This window comes from Acinetobacter genomosp. 33YU (assembly GCF_001990725.1).
Classification (GTDB): domain Bacteria; phylum Pseudomonadota; class Gammaproteobacteria; order Pseudomonadales; family Moraxellaceae; genus Acinetobacter; species Acinetobacter seifertii.
The window spans coordinates 521841-538205 of the sequence record NZ_LFZQ01000011.1 but is presented as its reverse complement, the minus strand read 5'-3'; the positions used below and the strand labels follow the sequence as shown (position 1 = coordinate 538205).

At 38.8% G+C, this 16365-nt stretch carries 16 protein-coding genes and 1 pseudogene; 15 read left to right on the top strand and 2 right to left on the bottom strand.

Annotated features, from left to right (window positions below):
* The first annotated feature begins 139 nt into the window (after nucleotides 1-139).
* The 14 genes and pseudogenes from AC056_RS16115 (at nucleotide 140) to AC056_RS16045 (ending at nucleotide 13826) form a co-directional block, all read left to right on the top strand.
* Complete coding sequence (locus AC056_RS16115; protein ID WP_004702533.1) at nucleotides 140-448, top strand: hypothetical protein; 309 nt, start codon at nucleotides 140-142, stop codon at nucleotides 446-448.
* Nucleotides 449-517: 69 nt separating this feature from the next.
* Entirely contained in the window at nucleotides 518-1381 is an 864-nt protein-coding gene (locus AC056_RS16110; RefSeq protein WP_077164206.1) for a DUF692 domain-containing protein, read from the top strand.
* A complete protein-coding gene (locus AC056_RS16105) occupies nucleotides 1332-2093 on the top strand; it encodes a DNA-binding domain-containing protein (RefSeq protein WP_077164205.1) in 762 nt (253 codons plus the stop codon). The genes AC056_RS16110 and AC056_RS16105 overlap by 50 nt, the downstream gene beginning before the upstream one ends.
* Nucleotides 2090-2710, top strand: coding sequence for an RNA polymerase factor sigma-70 (locus AC056_RS16100; protein WP_004702529.1), 621 nt, complete (start codon nucleotides 2090-2092; stop codon nucleotides 2708-2710). Before AC056_RS16105 ends, AC056_RS16100 begins: the two co-directional genes overlap by 4 nt.
* Complete coding sequence (locus AC056_RS16095; protein ID WP_004702527.1) at nucleotides 2704-2883, top strand: zf-HC2 domain-containing protein; 180 nt, start codon at nucleotides 2704-2706, stop codon at nucleotides 2881-2883. The genes AC056_RS16100 and AC056_RS16095 overlap by 7 nt, the downstream gene beginning before the upstream one ends.
* A gap of 90 nt (nucleotides 2884-2973) precedes the next feature.
* Nucleotides 2974-3885, top strand: coding sequence for a LysR family transcriptional regulator MumR (gene mumR / locus AC056_RS16090; protein ID WP_004702525.1), 912 nt, complete (start codon nucleotides 2974-2976; stop codon nucleotides 3883-3885).
* A gap of 341 nt (nucleotides 3886-4226) precedes the next feature.
* Complete coding sequence (locus tag AC056_RS16085) at nucleotides 4227-5480, top strand: NRAMP family divalent metal transporter (protein WP_077164203.1); 1254 nt, start codon at nucleotides 4227-4229, stop codon at nucleotides 5478-5480.
* A gap of 34 nt (nucleotides 5481-5514) precedes the next feature.
* On the top strand, nucleotides 5515-6279 hold the full coding sequence (locus tag AC056_RS16080; RefSeq protein ID WP_077164202.1) for a LamB/YcsF family protein: 765 nt from the start codon (nucleotides 5515-5517) through the stop codon (nucleotides 6277-6279).
* A gap of 2 nt (nucleotides 6280-6281) precedes the next feature.
* Nucleotides 6282-7097, top strand: a complete 816-nt coding sequence (locus AC056_RS16075) for a putative hydro-lyase (RefSeq protein ID WP_077164201.1) — start codon at nucleotides 6282-6284, stop codon at nucleotides 7095-7097.
* A 29-nt stretch (nucleotides 7098-7126) separates the two neighbouring features.
* Nucleotides 7127-8710 carry an urea amidolyase family protein gene (locus AC056_RS16070; RefSeq protein ID WP_077164200.1) on the top strand — a complete coding sequence of 528 codons (1584 nt, stop codon included), beginning with the start codon at nucleotides 7127-7129 and terminating at the stop codon, nucleotides 8708-8710.
* Nucleotides 8710-10428: an acetyl/propionyl/methylcrotonyl-CoA carboxylase subunit alpha gene (locus AC056_RS16065; RefSeq protein WP_077164199.1), complete on the top strand. Its 1719-nt coding sequence runs from the start codon at nucleotides 8710-8712 to the stop codon at nucleotides 10426-10428. The genes AC056_RS16070 and AC056_RS16065 overlap by 1 nt, the downstream gene beginning before the upstream one ends.
* A gap of 262 nt (nucleotides 10429-10690) precedes the next feature.
* A complete protein-coding gene (locus AC056_RS16060) occupies nucleotides 10691-11911 on the top strand; it encodes a chloride channel protein (protein ID WP_039255009.1) in 1221 nt (406 codons plus the stop codon).
* Nucleotides 11912-12470: 559 nt separating this feature from the next.
* A pseudogene (locus tag AC056_RS20085) lies at nucleotides 12471-12769 on the top strand (hypothetical protein).
* 148 nt (nucleotides 12770-12917) lie between these two features.
* On the top strand, nucleotides 12918-13826 hold the full coding sequence (locus tag AC056_RS16045; protein ID WP_077164197.1) for an SEL1-like repeat protein: 909 nt from the start codon (nucleotides 12918-12920) through the stop codon (nucleotides 13824-13826).
* Here AC056_RS16045 and AC056_RS16040 read toward each other — a convergent pair.
* The gene (locus AC056_RS16040) at nucleotides 13812-14309 is read right to left on the bottom strand and encodes a hypothetical protein (protein ID WP_077164196.1); all 498 of its coding nucleotides are present in this window, start codon (nucleotides 14307-14309) and stop codon (nucleotides 13812-13814) included. The two genes, AC056_RS16045 and AC056_RS16040, sit on opposite strands and share 15 nt — an antisense overlap.
* 983 nt (nucleotides 14310-15292) lie before the next feature.
* Here AC056_RS16040 and AC056_RS16030 point away from each other — a divergent pair.
* A complete protein-coding gene (locus AC056_RS16030) occupies nucleotides 15293-15847 on the top strand; it encodes a TetR/AcrR family transcriptional regulator (protein ID WP_077164195.1) in 555 nt (184 codons plus the stop codon).
* Nucleotides 15848-15900: 53 nt separating this feature from the next.
* Here the strand turns inward: AC056_RS16030 and AC056_RS16025 are convergent, their stop codons facing one another.
* Entirely contained in the window at nucleotides 15901-16332 is a 432-nt protein-coding gene (locus AC056_RS16025) for an SRPBCC family protein (protein WP_077164194.1), read from the bottom strand.
* Nucleotides 16333-16365 lie beyond the last annotated feature (33 nt).

Here is a 16365-nt window from a genome sequence, read left to right as displayed (position 1 = left end):
AATAATAATTAGTCGGATGGAAACTGTATTTCTTACATAAAAAATTTTTTTATTTACGGTGTAATAAAAAAGGATTTGGTCCGTCTAACTTTATGTACATGTGTACAAACCGAGAAATTAGCATTAAAGGAATACGAAAATGAACAAACTCAACTCAATGACTTCAGTGGCAGCATTATTAGCACTTTCAGTTGCAGGTGCTACGCAAATGGCTGTAGCAGCAACCAATACAACAACTGAAGTACATGCAACTAAAGCAGCTGATGGTAAATGTGGTGAAGCGAAATGCGGAGCTAACAAAATGAAAAAACATGAAAAATCTGCGGAAGCAAAATGTGGAGCAGCTAAAAAAGCAGCAGATGGTAAATGTGGTGCAACTAAAAAAGCAGCGGACGGTAAGTGCGGTGCAGATAAAAAAGTTGCTGATGGCAAGTGTGGCGCTAAGTAAACCATCTGATCAAGGATGATGTCGGCCTTCTATTAAGTGTCGGCATCATTTCCAAAAGGAGAAGTCACCATGATGCAGTTGAATGGTGTAGGGCTTGGTTTAAGACGTGACTTTATAGATGCGTTTCTAACGGCAAAAACATATCCGGACTTTATTGAGGTTGCCCCAGAAAATTGGCTAGGTTTTGGTGGTCGACATGCAAAATTACTTGCACAGTGTGCAGAAAAAGCACCGTTAATTTGTCACGGCTTGTCATTATCTATTGGGGGGCCGCATCCACTTAATCTCGAATTTATAGGTAAAGTAAAAAGTTTTTTAGAACAATACGAAGTACCAATTTATTCTGAACATTTAAGTTATACAAATGATGGCGGCTATTTGTATGATTTGTTGCCAATACCCATGACGGAAGCCGCTGTTAAATATGTGGCTGAACGCATTTTGCGTGTACAGGATATTTTAGGGAAAAAATTAGTCATAGAGAATGTTTCTACTTACGTCATGCCGAATGCCGAAATGAGTGAAGCCGAATTTATTCGTGAAGTGATTCAACATGCTGACTGTGATTTGCTTCTTGATGTAAATAATGTCTATGTCAACAGTACCAATCATGGTAGCGATGCATTCGTATTTATTCAGAACATGCCAAAGGAACGAATTCGTTACTTACATATTGCTGGACATGAAAAAGTTCAGAAGAACTTATTAATCGATACCCATGGGGCGGAAGTTTGTGACCGTGTTTGGGAGTTGTTGAGATATACCTATCAAGTATGCGGAATAAAACCGACATTATTAGAACGCGACTTTAATATTCCATCATGGCAAGAATTAGAAGAGGAACTCGCCAAAATCAAACTCATTCAACAACAGGAGACTGGCTATGAAGGGAAATCTAATATCCTTCCAAACCATGCAGCAACAGTTTTGTGACTGGATTCGTGATCCTGATTTGCAATTACCTCAAGCACTTCCTCCTCAAAGAATGCAAATTTATCGAGATTTACTTTTTAATAATGTCAGCTCATTTATTGAATTAGTTTATCCAGTAGCTCGTGCCATGTTGCCAGAGTTAAAGTGGCAACAATTGCTGTTAGAGTTTTTTCAAAAAGCTAAAAGCCGCTCACCTTTATACAATGATATCTCTTTAGAGTTTAGAGAGTATTTAACAGAGCAACAGCATCCGATATTACAAGAGTATCCTTGGTTGGCTGAGTTATTACAGTTTGAATGGCTAGAATTATATTTAGACACTGTTGAAATTGAAGATGTTGTTTTACATGAAAATTATGCTTGGCAGTTAACCACCAAAGTATGGGTGTTGGTTTATCAATATCCCGTTTATACGTGGACGACTTTAATGACTCCAGAACAAGTAGAACTTTTACCAGGCGCAGTAATGGTCTGGCGCGATGAACAAGATAAAGTATGTATTGAACAACTCTCTCCACTTTTTGCTATGCTGATTGAACAGTTAACGCAAAATATAACATTAACTGACCATGATATTTTTATACTCATTCAATCTGTACTCGCTGACTTGTATGAGCCTGAAATTTATCTGCAAATTCAAGAACTCAAAAACTTCTTATCTCGACTACAATTAATCCAAACTCTCCATGATTTTAAAGAGGCACAAGCATGACTTCAGCCGCGGCATCACGTCATGACGACTTAGGGGATCAACTGCATAACCCAGCCTTTTTACAAGACTTAAGGCAGCAAATGATTAAATTTGCTTTTTTACAGTTATCCTCACTTCCGCAAGCTGAAGATGTAGTGCAAGAGGCTTTAACCAGTGCTTTTCAAAACTTAGATTCATTTAAAGGGCGGGCTGCGTTCAAAACATGGGTATTCGCTATTTTAAAAAATAAAATTATTGATGTGGTTCGGCAAAAGTCACGTTTGGTTGCCATGTCTGAATTATTTAAAGATGAGGAAAGCGAACTCAGTGTAGATGAATTGTTTGATGCTTCAGGACACTGGCATAAATATGAAGCACCTCAAGCATGGCAAAGTCCTGAAGAAATGATGGAGCAGTCAGATTTTTGGATAATTTTTGAAGCCTGTTTAGATCATTTGCCTGCCAAATATGCTCAGGTTTTTATGATGAGAGAAGTGGTAGAGCTGAGTTCTAACGAAATTTGTAGCAAGCTGGAGTTATCTATTTCAAACTTTAATGTGTTGATGTATCGAAGTCGTACCCGTTTACGGGAATGCTTAGAAAATAAATGGTTACTGAAGGAGGATTGTTCATGTTGACATGTCGACAAGCCACTCAACTGTTGTCTGAAAAACAAGATAGACCGCTTTTTTTACGTGAGCAAAGTAGTTTACAACTGCATTTGTTGGCATGCCGATCATGCCGCCGTTATGCAAAGCAGATCAAAACAATTAGTCAGCTTTCCAAGGCATTTAAAAATTTGGATAACTAACTTTAGTTAAAAATTTATTTATTGCTGGCCTTAACACGCTAAAAGCTTACATACTATAAAAGTAAAGGAATTTTTAAGACAGGATGAAACGTGAATTTAAAGAATCTTGAAGCATTTTATTGGGTTGTGACGTTAAATAGCTTCAATAAGGCGGCAATTAAATTACAAACGACGCAGCCTGCTGTCTCTCAAAAAATCACATCTCTTGAAAATGAATTAGGTTTTAAGGTTTTAGACCGAAGCTTGCGGCAGTTTAAACTGACCCATAAAGGTATGACTTTATTTAAATATGCCGAAAAGTTTATGCGTTTAGAAACAGATCTGGTCGCAGAGCTTACCGAAAACCAGCATCTGACGGGAACCATACGTTTAGGCGTTTCCGAAACCATTGTATATACGTGGCTCGTTGAATATATCGAAAAAGTTCAACAAGAATTTCCAAAAGTTTCGGTCGAAATTGTGGTTGACCTGACACCTAATTTACAAGAAGGCGTTCGTACAGGTGACTTGGATATGGCCTTTTTACTTGGCCCAACCTTGGCTTTTGAATGTATTGAGCAGTCACTTTGTAACTTTGAACTGAGTTTCTTGGCAGCACCATCGTTTAAAGGTGGAATTGGGCAAATGTCTTTTAAAGCCTTAATGTCGCATACCATTTTAACTTATCCAAAAATTACCTATCCCTATAAAGAATTAAAGGCCAAAATGAAAGAACAGGGCATTGATGAGCCCCTTTCAATTACCAGTTATTCATTAGCGACGTTGTTGCGTCTTGCTGAGCAAGGTTTAGGTATTGCAGTCGTACCGACCTTAACGGCTTTAAAGGAAATTACAGACGGACGATTGGAAATATTAGATACGCCTATTCGCTTAAAAACCTTTCATTTCACGTCTATTTATATTCACGGAAATGACGTTGCCTTGAAAGAAAAATTAACCGAGGTCGCTGTTAAAGTCTCAGCGAGTGCCATGAAAAGGCTGAATGAGCAGATTAAAAAATAAGTAGAATCGGTGATCTTTTCATCTCATTTTTCTTCTCTAAATTATCGCTGCTTGTATGCAAAGTCATAAAGGCAGCTTATGAAAGTCGATAAGTAAAATTTATCCTGAGTTTTAATGAAATTAAAAAATAATAAAAATTAAATACTTATAAATTTTAATTTATGTAAAAAGTCTTATTGTCCGTAGGGATGAGCTATGTTTTTATTTGAGATACAAGATTTGATCACCGATTAAGTTGATTGGGGAATAGGGAATCTTTGTCATTTTAAAGGATTAAAGAATATCGTTTGGGACAAAAATGATGTTCTTGGTTCAACTTGAAATAGCGTTGTTAAGCTCAAATGGATGAGGAACGCATTAATATGTCTTTACTGAAATCTTCTTTTTTATCAGATCGCCAATGGGCCATTGTAGCCTCAATTTTTATGATGGCGACCTCTGCAATGGGGCCCGGATTTTTAACCCAAACGGCTGTCTTTACAGTGAAGTTAGGCGCTGCATTTGGCTTTGCAATTTTAGTTTCCATTCTCATTGATTATGTTGTTCAACAAAACATTTGGCGAGTAGTAACACTCACTCAAATGCGTGCATCAGATATTGCCAATAAAGCATTACCCGGTAGTGGTTATTTACTAGCGTTTCTGGTGATTTTGGGCGGTTTTTTCTTTAGTGTAGGTAACATTGCAGGTGCAGCTTTAGGTTTAAATGCACTTTTTGGCCTCGACACAAAGTGGGGCGGTATTTTAAGTGGTGCATTAGCGATTTTGATTTTTGCATCAAGAAAAGCAACGCTTGCCATGGATAAAAGCATGATCGTGTTGGGATTGCTTAAAATCCTGCTGATTATTATTGTTGCCGTCATTGTAATGCCTCCTGTTGGTCAAGCTGTACATCAAACTTTTGCTCCAGATCATATCGACTTTGCCATTATTACCACCATTGTTGGTGGTACGGTTGGTGGCTATATCTGCTATGCAGGCGCACATCGTTTACTCGATAAAGGCGCTGTTGGCCCTGAAAATATTGATGAAGTTGCAAAAGCTGCGACCAAGGGCATTATTGTTGTCGGTATCATGCGCTACGTATTGTTTTTAGCGTTTTTAGGTGTGGTGGTGAGTGGTGCAACCATTGATTTAGCCAGCCATGATGCCAATCCGGCAGCTCAAGCATTCCAATATGCAGCGGGTACATTTGGTTTTAAATTATTTGGTTTAATTTTCTGGGCAGCAGGTATTAGTAGCACCATCGGCGCAGCATATACTTCGGTTTCATTCTTTACTGCATTTAAAAAGAATTTAACTCCAAAACAAACCAACTATACGACCATTACCTTTATCGCATTGGCTTTATTGCTGTATGTGTTATTGGGTGCAACTCCAGCAGGTCTACTCATTTTTGTCGGTGGTTTTAACGGTTTGGTGTTGCCAATTGGTCTTACAATTTTTGTGTATGTTGCTGCTTGCCGAAAAGATTTGATGGGTAATTATAACTATCCAAAATGGTTGCTTATTTTGGGTGGTTTAACATGTCTGTTGACGTGGTGGATGGGCTATATGTCATTTACGACAGTATTTAACTATTTGACCAAGCTGTAAACCAGACTTTGTTAAGTGATAAAGGAATAATGCCATGTTTGTAGATTTAAATAGTGATTTGGGTGAAAGCTTTGGGTCATGGAAAATGGGTAATGATGACCAGATTTTACCAGTCGTGACCAGTGCCAATATTGCTTGTGGCTTCCATGCTGGCGACCCGCTGGGTATTTTAAAAACGGTTCGTAAAGCAGTGGAGCTTGGCGTAACTATTGGCGCTCACGTGTCTTATCCAGACCTTGTAGGTTTTGGCCGCCGTAATATGGATTTGTCACGTGACGAACTGATTGCCGATGTGCTTTACCAAATTTCTGCACTCGATGGCTTGGCAAAAGTGGCAGGCTCAAAAGTGCAATACGTTAAACCACATGGCGCACTTTATAACACGATTGCACATGACCAAGCACAGGCAGCGGCAGTAATTGATGCGATTAAAATGTATAACCCTGAACTGGTTTTGGTGGCTTTGGCTGGGTCGAGCTTAGTCGAGCAGGCACGTGCGGCTGGTTTAAAAGTGGTATCTGAGGCATTTGCAGACCGTGCTTATAATAGCGATGGTTCACTAGTATCTCGTCGTCTAGAAGGTGCGGTTTTACACGACTCGGCATTTGTAGCAAGCCGTGTGGTGTCTATGCTTAAAAATGGTGGGGTTGAGTCAATTGATGGCGTATTTACCCCAATTCAAGCCGACACCATTTGCTTACATGGCGACACCGACGGTGCGCTTGAGATGTCGGCAGCCATTAAAGCCGAGCTTGTAAAAAACAATATTGAAATCCGCCCATTTGTAAATAAAGCATAAGGATGAGCACCATGTATAAGGATATAAAAGTCGACCCAGTTCAGCTTGAAGCCGCTTTAGATGCGCGTTTAAAAATCCGTGCTGGCTTTGATAAGCCGACAGCAGGCATGGCCGCGGGCATGACACAGGTCAACATGATTTCGGTGCCAAAAGAGTGGGCATATGACTTTTTGCTTTATGCACACCGTAACCCGCAAAGCTGTCCAGTGCTTGATGTGCTCGAAGAAGGCATTTACTCAACTAAGCTTGCAGCAGACTCAGATATTCGAACCGATTTCCCACGCTATCGTATTTGGAAAGATGGCGAAATGGTCGATGAAGTGACCGATGCAAGTGAGATTTATAACGCGCATCCTAATTTGGTGACTTTTTTAATTGGTTGCAGTTTTTCGTTTGAAACAGCTTTGCAAGAAGCGGGCATCGAAGTTCGCCATATTCATGACGATACCAATGTACCGATGTATCTGAGCAATATTCGGTGCCAACCAGCAGGGCGTATTTCAGGAAATATGGTGGTTTCTATGCGACCGATTCCATCGCATCAAATTAGTGAAGCGGTACAAATTACCGCACGCATGCCAAGCGTGCATGGCGCACCTGTACATATTGGGCACCCTGAAAGCTTAGGCATTAAGGATGTAAACAAGCCAGACTTTGGCGATGCTTCTCGCATTGAAGCAGGTGAAATTCCAGTGTTTTGGGCATGTGGGGTAACACCGCAAGCTGCGGTGATGAACTCGAAAATTCCCTTTGCGATTAGTCATGCACCGGGTCATATGTTTATTACCGACATTCCTGACCGTGCTTGGATTGGCTAATTGGACTAAAGAAGAATAAGGATAAGCAAATGCGTTTTTTATCGGTAAACGCCGATTGTTTTCTGATTGAGCTTGCGAGCCTAGAAGAAACTTTGGCGTTATACAATAAATTGCAAAATACGCAATTGAATGGAATTAAAGACTTAGTCCCTGCTGCAAAAACAATTTTGGTTTTCTTTAATGAGATCGAAACCAACTTTAAAACGCTGGTTTCTTCAATTCAGAGCCTTAAAGTTGATTCTGGATTTGAGCGCAGTAGCCAAGAAGTGATTGTACCGATTCGTTACGATGGCGAAGACCTTGCTCAGGTTGCCGAGTTACAAGGGCTGACTGTGGCTGATGTGATTAGAAAACATCACCAAAGTGTGTGGAATGTGGCTTTTATTGGTTTTGCGCCGGGCTTTGCTTATATGAGCAGTCCCGATAAACCTTTTACCGATATTCCACGTTTAACGGTTCCTCGTAAAAAAATACCGTCAGGCTCTTTGGGGTTGGCTGGAAAATACTCTGGTATTTACCCAAAAGACAGTCCGGGTGGCTGGCAGCTGATTGGGACAACATCAGAAAAAATGTGGGATTTAGAGCGTAAAAATCCTGCATTGTTGTTACCGGGCATGACTGTACATTTTGAAGATGTTACGCATAGTCCAACCACTGTAAATGTACCGCAGCAAATCACACATAAGGTTGAGCCGAAACAATCTCTGCCACTATTTACGATTACTGCGCCAAGTTTACAGATGCTCATTCAAGACGAAGGGCGCCTAAACCAGACCAATATTGGTGTTGGTGTGGCGGGTGCAATGGATTTGTCTGCGATGCACAGTGCTAACCGTATTGTCGGTAATCCAACCGATATACCCGTTATTGAAGTTTTAAATGGCGGCTTAAAAGCCAAAATGCAGCATGCTGGCGTTATTGCGGTGGCTGGGGCTATTTCAAACATTCGTGTGAAATTTGCCGATGGTCAAACCGCAGACTTTGCAAGCTATCAACCGATTGATTTAGATGAAGGCGATGAGTTTCAAATTCAGCCACCAACAGCAGGCTTAAGAAACTATCTGGCAGTTCGAGGTGGTGTAGACGTTGAACCAGTGCTCAATAGTGCTTCGTTTGACAGCTTGGCGGTATTAGGGCCAGAGCCTTTAAAGCTTGGAGATACCATTTATCAAGGGAAGGTGAACACAGCCAACATTAATGTAAATGAAGTGGGCAAAAGCGACTTACCAAAAGCTGGCGAAGTCGTTGAGCTAGACATTGTGATGGGGCCACGCACTGACTGGTTCGAACAAGACAGTATTGAACTGCTCTGTCAGCAAGAATGGCTGGTAACCAATGAAAGCAACCGCGTCGGGCTAAGACTTTCAGGTGAGCAGCCGTTAACTCGCAAAATTACCTACGAGTTGGAAAGTGAAGGTACATGCATTGGTGCTTTACAGATTCCACCGAGTGGTCAACCCGTTTTGTTCATGAATGATCACCCTTTAACGGGTGGCTATCCAGTCATTGGCTCTGTTGCTAAACACCATTGGGACTTGGTGGCACAGATTCCGGCAGGTTGCCGCATCAAATTTAAAAAAATTGCCGAATTTACAGATTTTGAGAATGAATGATGAATACAGAAAAATTATTGATTGCTAACCGTGGCGAAATTGCCGTTCGTATTATTCATGCTTGCCGTGACATAGGAATTACTTCGGTCGCGTTATATGCAGATGATGACATTGGCAGCATGCATGTCGAACTTGCAGATGAAGCATGGGGCTTGGCTGGTGCGACTGCCAGTGAAACCTATTTAAATATTCCAGCCATTATCGAAATTGCAAAAAAATCGAAAGCAACGATGGTGCATCCGGGTTATGGTTTTTTATCTGAACGTGCCGAGTTTGCCCAAGCCGTGATTGATGCGGGTTTAAAATGGGTAGGGCCATCTCCAAGTGCTATTGAAAAACTGGGTGATAAAATCGAAGCACGTAAAATTGCTGCTTCGGTCGGTGCGCCATTAGTTCAAGGTACGCAAGACCCACTTAATAATGCAGAGGAAGCTTTAGAGTTTGCTAAACAGTTTGGTTTGCCGATTGCCATTAAAGCTGCATTTGGTGGCGGTGGCCGCGGCTTAAAAGTCGTGTGGAAACTCGAAGAAGTCAAAGAGCTTTATGAGTCGGCAGTACGAGAGGCAAAAGCTGCTTTTGGCCGTGGTGAATGTTTTGTCGAGCAATATCTCGATAAACCGCGCCATGTAGAGGCACAAGTCATAGCCGACCAACATGGCAACATTGTGGTACTGGGTACACGTGATTGCTCGTTGCAACGCCGTAACCAAAAATTAGTCGAAGAAGCACCAGCGCCATTTATTAGCGATGAGATTTACCAGCAAATTTTAAGCTCGGCAAAAAATATTTGTCAGGCTGCAAACTATGTGGGTGCGGGAACAGTTGAATATTTACTGAGTCGTGACGGGAAGCTTTCATTTTTAGAAGTAAATACGCGTTTGCAAGTTGAGCACCCAGTGACTGAAGAAACCTCAAAAGTTGATTTGGTGGTTGAGCAAATTCGTGTTGCGCAAGGTGAAGTGCTTTCTATTAAAGAAACACCAAAAGCCCAAGGCCACGCCATTGAGTTTCGTATTAATGCCGAAGACCCAGCACGTGGTTTTATTCCGGCCTTTGGTGTGTTGAGTTTATTTGAAGCGCCGTTTGGTAACGGTGTACGAGTCGATACAGGTGTTCGCACGGGTTCATTAGTATCTAGCCACTTTGATTCACTCATGGCAAAACTGATTGTGACTGGTCCAACCCGTGAAATTGCAATTGCCCGAGCTAAACGTGCTTTGAAGCAATTTAAAATTGAAGGTGTAGCATCTGTTTTAGACTTTCACCGTGCGGTACTCAATGAACCTGACTTTACAGATGAGTTTAATGTACACACGCGTTGGATCGAAAATGACTTTAAACAAGAGTTGAAACCGACTAAACGCGGCATTCCAAACCATCAGCAACCGATGTTGCTCAGCTACATTGAAATTGATGGCAAGTTACACCGTTTAGGTTTACCTGCGGGTATGTTTGCACAAGGGCCAGCAACCGCCGTTCAAGCCCAAACAGCCGAGCCAGAAGTGAGTGCCGAGCATTTACTTGCGCCTATTAATGGTGTGATTAGCGCTTGGAAAGTCGAAAATGGTGAGCAAGTGACCGAAGGGCAAGTAGTTGCCATTATGGAAGCCATGAAAATGGAAGTGCAGGTACTGGCACACCGTAGTGGTGTGATTCAGATTAGCGCAGAGAAGGGTGCGACCTGCCATGCTGAAACCGTGATTGCGAGTATTAATTAATTATTTACTTTATTGATTGTTTATTAATTAATTGAGTCGATGGTTTTAACCTTTCATTAACCAATTTCAACTTGAAAGCCTGTACGGGTTATGAGATATTTATCACAGTTAAGTGATATAAATATTGATCACTGTATTTAAAGCTCGCTTATGCGAGCTTTAATTTTTAGCCCAGTTTAAGCATTTCTCACTTAATGAGCTGGCTGCATAAAAAATAATTTGAGAATTTGGCACTCACTCAAAGGCGAATTGAAGAAAGCGAATGAAAATTCTACCTTCATCTGAATATGATCAAATTCTAAAATACAGTGTTTATTGGCTCGTCATATCCATTGTGATTGGCGTCGTCGCGGGGCTGGCATCGACCTCAATTTTTGTGGCTTTTGATATTTCAAATAAAGTCAGAAGTTTGCACCATTGGCTCATCTACTTTTTGCCTTTTGTGGGTTTTGGTATTGGTTATCTTATTAAAAAATATGGATCGCCGATTGAACGCGGAACACATTTACTCATAGATGAGATTCATCAGCCCAAGTCGTTTATTCCAAAACGAATGAGCCCCATCATTTTTATTACATCAATTTTAACGCAGTTATTTGGTGGTTCGGCAGGGCGTGAGGCACCAGCCGTACAACTTTCAGGTGCTCTAATTGACCACTTAAGCCATATTTTAAAAATCTCGGAAGACAATCGCAAAATCTGTTTAATCGCCAGTATTGGTGCTGGTTTTGCTGGCGTGTTTGGCTTGCCTATGGCTGGTGCAATTTATGGTTTAGAAATTACCGCTTTAGGTAATTTAAGATACTCAGCTATTTTTCCATGTTTTGTGTCAGCTCTGATTGCTTCGACCATTCCTGAGCTATTCGATATAGTTCATCCACATGTTTTTTACGTCATAAGTGAGTTTCCAGCTATTCATTTTGGCACGCTCATGAGCTTAATTGCAGCGGGGTTAGTATTTGGCTTTGCTGCACGTTTCTTTATTGCTGCCATTCATTTGGCGAGTGACCTCTTTTATAAATACATTCGCTATTTGCCATTAAGAACAATGGTAGGCGGTATTATCATTATGCTACTTACGCTGTTCACTGCACATCAGCAGTACAACGGTTTAGGTACAGATAAAATTATTGCATCTTTCTATGTGCCGATTGAATTTTACGACTTTTTTAACAAGACTGTTTTTACAGCCATTACTTTAGGTTCAGGCTTTAAAGGTGGTGAAATTACGCCATTGTTTTATGTTGGTGCGACATTGGGTAATGCTTTAGGTGCAGTTTTAAACCTACCCATTTCACTGCTTGCAGGCTTAGGGTTAGTCAGTTTGTTTTCAGGGGCAAGTAAGGCACCGTTAACGTCTATTATTTTAGCCATAGAGCTATTTGGAATGAATGTTGCCACTTATGCGATTATTACCTGTTTATTAGCTGCGCTATTTTCAGGGGATTGTGGGTTGTATCGCCGTAAAAAGTTGATGGATTGATTAAGTCTTTGTAAGGAGTTGAGTGGTTTCAAATTGCTTAACTCCTATTAACTCTCTTTTTTTATAACAATGATAAAAATTGGCATATTAAATGCTTAATAAAAATTGATAAGCAAATGAAAAGAAATGAAGTTCTATCTCTTGTTGGGAACTATAATGAGAAATAGAAAATTATTTTAATATTAAAAAAGGAATAACTTAAACTGTGCCAATATTTATTCTAATACTTACGTTTTTTGTGGGTTTGCTTGTTGGGCGATACACTATATTTTTAATTCAAAAGTCTTTATCTCTTTTTATATCTGTGGTCGATGAATTTTTAAATAAATACATTGTCTTTTTTCTTTTAGCTGCTTTGTTCTTTATTTTATTCTCTCTAATTTTAACAGGAGGATTTATGTTGTGGCATATTATTAGTGGTGGAATAACAGAAATTGGTAAGTTTATATACTTATTTGGATGGGTAGTTGGATCCGGATTTTTTGGATTTTATCCGAAGAATAATAGTTTTAAATGATAGATAAGTGGTTAATATAAAAATAATCTTAAAGAGGGTGCTATGTCTATATTAGGTTTCGCTATTTTTTTTTAATTTCATATATTGTTGGGAGCTTTGTAGCTAAAACTGAATGGAAGATTCGGTATTTAGCGCCAATATGGTTTTTATCATTTTTTATTATCACTCTATTTGTTTTAGCAATTTTATTTCCTAAAGATTGGACCAATGCGCAATTTTTTACTAAAGATGGCCCTAATCACTTAGCACTTCTTTCCTTATTAATATCTTCATCTTTAAGTTCACTTATTACGTTTATTTTAGCTTTGGTTGTGTGGGCTATTCGCCATGATGTCTTTTAAATTAGTTTAATTAACAGATTATAGATAATTTATAATTTTATTAAATTGCTAGAGTCTTTAAAATGTAAGTTTAAATTCTTTGGTATTTAAGAACTCATGCTATAATCTCTTAAATATATTTATAGACAAATGCAATTTAATACTAATTATGCCTTTAATTTTTAAAAACAAGTTTCTTAAAATCGGTATCGTTTTCTTAGCAATCAACTTATTAGCTTGTAGTCGTCAGCCAGACTTTAAAGATATTTATCGGCTAGCAGAAAAAGGTGATACAGGAGCTCAAGCGAAACTTGGTGAATTATATGTAGAGGGAACAGTTGTTCCTCAAGATTATAAAAAGGCCTTTGAATGGTATAGCAAAGCTGCTAATCAAGGAAATGCGGAAGCGCAGAATAATTTGGGAGCAATGTATGCTTTGGGGCAAGGGGTAGATCAAAATTATAAAAAAGCCTTTGAATGGTACAGTAAAGCTGCTGAACAAGGGGAAGTAAAAGCACAGAATAATTTAGGTGCGTATTATGCAAATGGAGATGGTGGCGTTAAAAACTATCAGAAAGCCTTTGAATGGTATAACAAAGCTGCTGCACAAGATAATGCCGAAGCTAAATACTATTTGGGCATACTTTACGAAGAAGGCTACGGGGTAACCCAAGATTATAAAAAAGCATTTGATTGGTATAGCAAAGCTGCTGCACAAAATTATGCCGATGCGCAAAATAATCTTGCAGCACTTTATGCACAAGGCAAGGGCGTAGAGCTAAATAATAAAAAAGCCTTTGAGTTATATAGCAAAGCTGCTGAAAAAGGAAACTCAATAGCGCAAAATAACTTAGGGGCGTGTTATGCGTTTGGGCAAGGTGTAAATCAAGATTATAAAAAGGCCTTTAAATGGTATAGCAAAGCTGCTCAACAGGAAAATGATGAAGCGCAATTTACAGTAGGGATGATGTACTATAAAGGTGAGGGTGTACCGCAAAACAATGAATTAGCCGAAAAGTGGTTAAGAAAAGCAGCAAAAAATGGCAATAAAGATGCCTTATCACTATTTGAAGAATAGCCATTTTTCTATGATATGGACTTGCTGTTTTGAGGCTTCAATTAAGTGAGGAGAATTCTCTACTGTCCATGTTTCATCACACCAGTCACAAGCATCGTAGAAAGATTCAAGCCAAGTAGGGTAATAAATTATGTTGTCTGGAAGATTTCTTGGTGCGCCCATAAAACCTGTTTCTAAATTATTGAAAATAGTACATAGCTGAACTGGGCTTAGATTTTTTTCTTGATAATTATTTAAAATATCTAAAAAAAATCTAGCCGCTAATATTTCTGCTTCAATACAATTATATGAAAAATTAGGGTCTGTTAAGTTTATGATTCGCAGTAATAAAGAATTATAATCATTAAATGGTAGTAGTAATTCGGTAAAAAAATCTATGTGAATATCTTCATTTTCTTCAATGTATTTATTAATCTTTTCCGTTCTTTCTTGAGCTGAATATTCTCCATAATAGAACTCGATATATAAAGGCTTTAATGTCATTAGATAACTCTAATCATTTTTATAATAAAAATATATCATACTAAAAATATTAGAAATTTCATAATGAACTAAACTATAACTTAAACCTATTAAATAAATTTTATTCCCCAACCGCTCTACTTTAATACAAATGTCATTTCCCACGCTTGACGATAACAAAAGCGAATACTATGCTTTTCTCGGGTAGAGTGAAAAGGGGACATCTTTTGATGTGCCAGATTCTAGATGTCTGGTCTGCTAACCCTTCTTCATTCTATCTATCACTATCATTATTTTGTAGAGATTAAACTTTATATTCATTTATATCTGAGTTTACCTTTAATAAATTTTTACCTATCGAAATTTTATATTTTCTTAATTTTTATAACTATATTCTATATACCCATATTCAATTAAGTTTAAAATCTTACTGAAACGCTCGAACTTAATACAAACTATATTTCCTACGCTTGACGACACGAAAAGCGAATACTATCCTTTGCGGGCTGGCCTACATTGCCAGTTGGTTTTAGCAGACCATCAGCCAAAGTACACGAAAAAGTAGTAACTTTTTTGTGGAAATCCCTGTGTGCCCCCCTTTGCGGTGGAACGGAAGGGGGACACCCTCGGGTGTGCTGGATTCTTTGGCTCCAGTCTGCTAACCCTCTTTCGTTTCACCACCATTATTTAGCAGTAATGCGGTGAAACTTCTTTTATAGCCAAAGGAGTCCGCTATGCGTACTAATTCTTCTCATTTATTGGCCTACGCCAAAATTTCTGTATTTATATCGTTTAAACAATTTCTAACTCGGTTTAATCGACTCTAGGTTTTCTGCACCTTAAGAATCGTTACGATTCAAAATCATAGCAACAATAAACCTGAGATAGGCGAGCACACCTTTATTGTGCCGCTTGTGCATGCCCGTTTTAAGCACTCAATTTAAGAGTGACGGCATTTCTATCTCTTTTACATACAACAAAAAATTATTTTAAACGGTACAAATATGTCACCTCTAGTACTTTCTACACGTGCTTTAAAAGTTGTGAATCATGCAATTCATTTATTTCACCATCATGGATTCCATTTAGTAGGTGTCGATAGAATTATCAAAGAGTCTGAAATTACAAAAATGACGTTTTATCATTACTTTCAGTCCAAAGCGCGGTTTATTGAAATCTGCCTACTAGTGCAAAAAGAACGACTACAAGAAAAAGTCATTGCAACGGTGGAATACGACCAAGACTCAAGCGTGAGAGACAAACTCAAAACACTATATGACTTACATACAGACTTAGAAGGAATGTATTACCTGCTATTGAAAACCATTTTTGAAACTAAAAATAATTACCCAAATGCTTATCAAACTGCAGTGAGATATAGAATGTGGCTCACTAATGAAATCTATAGTCAGCTTAGATTTATAAAATCGGGTGTTTCATTTCACGATGCCAAATTACTTTTACATATAATTGAAGGAACCATTATTCAAAGGCTCAGTCATACCGATGTAGATGAAAGAGACAAGCATTTCGAATATTTTATAGCAATGCTTTCGTAGAAATATTTAAAAAAATAAAAGCCCATAATAGGGCTTTTATTTGATAGGGCGGGTTAAAACTTAAGTTTTTTAAGACCACGGCTCACGCCATTTTCTAAGGCCGCTTTAATAATCGGGCCAATAAAAGGAACGCGGCCTTTAAAGCTAATGGTGTAATTCAAACGAGTTCGGTTATTTCCCAAGTCAGTAAATTGCATCACACCGCGATGTGCCTTAATTGGGCTAATACCACTTGTGATCGCGTACTCGATCAGTTCATTTTCTTTATAGACTAAATTTGTTTCAACAAATGAAGGTGTAAACGGAATAGACATCTTGCGGGCAGAGCCAACACCATTACGTGCATCCTTGCCATTACTAATGCGAGTGACTTTAGCAGGGGCAAAAAGTTTGCTTAGGTTTTCATGTTCACTCAAGGCTGCAAAGACTTTGTCTATAGGTGCATCAAATTCTTGTACGATGTTGATTTTTTGAGTTTTTAACATCTTGTTCCCTCTAAAGTAAATTTGACATGAGTA

Bases quoted from the DNA above. Each gene is read 5' to 3' on its own strand.
- AC056_RS16110 (WP_077164206.1), top strand. From the start codon at position 518: ATGATGCAGTTGAATGGTGTAGGGCTTGGTTTAAGACGTGACTTTATA.
- AC056_RS16115 (WP_004702533.1), top strand. From the start codon at position 140: ATGAACAAACTCAACTCAATGACTTCAGTGGCAGCATTATTAGCACTT.
- AC056_RS16065 (WP_077164199.1), top strand. From the start codon at position 8,710: ATGAATACAGAAAAATTATTGATTGCTAACCGTGGCGAAATTGCCGTT.
- AC056_RS16100 (WP_004702529.1), top strand. From the start codon at position 2,090: ATGACTTCAGCCGCGGCATCACGTCATGACGACTTAGGGGATCAACTG.
- AC056_RS16085 (WP_077164203.1), top strand. From the start codon at position 4,227: ATGGATGAGGAACGCATTAATATGTCTTTACTGAAATCTTCTTTTTTA.
- AC056_RS16045 (WP_077164197.1), top strand. From the start codon at position 12,918: ATGCCTTTAATTTTTAAAAACAAGTTTCTTAAAATCGGTATCGTTTTC.
- AC056_RS16075 (WP_077164201.1), top strand. From the start codon at position 6,282: ATGAGCACCATGTATAAGGATATAAAAGTCGACCCAGTTCAGCTTGAA.
- AC056_RS16095 (WP_004702527.1), top strand. From the start codon at position 2,704: ATGTTGACATGTCGACAAGCCACTCAACTGTTGTCTGAAAAACAAGAT.
- AC056_RS16080 (WP_077164202.1), top strand. From the start codon at position 5,515: ATGTTTGTAGATTTAAATAGTGATTTGGGTGAAAGCTTTGGGTCATGG.
- AC056_RS16060 (WP_039255009.1), top strand. From the start codon at position 10,691: ATGAAAATTCTACCTTCATCTGAATATGATCAAATTCTAAAATACAGT.
- AC056_RS16105 (WP_077164205.1), top strand. From the start codon at position 1,332: ATGAAGGGAAATCTAATATCCTTCCAAACCATGCAGCAACAGTTTTGT.
- AC056_RS16025 (WP_077164194.1), bottom strand. From the start codon at position 16,332: ATGTTAAAAACTCAAAAAATCAACATCGTACAAGAATTTGATGCACCT.
- AC056_RS16070 (WP_077164200.1), top strand. From the start codon at position 7,127: ATGCGTTTTTTATCGGTAAACGCCGATTGTTTTCTGATTGAGCTTGCG.
- AC056_RS16030 (WP_077164195.1), top strand. From the start codon at position 15,293: ATGTCACCTCTAGTACTTTCTACACGTGCTTTAAAAGTTGTGAATCAT.
- AC056_RS16040 (WP_077164196.1), bottom strand. From the start codon at position 14,309: ATGACATTAAAGCCTTTATATATCGAGTTCTATTATGGAGAATATTCA.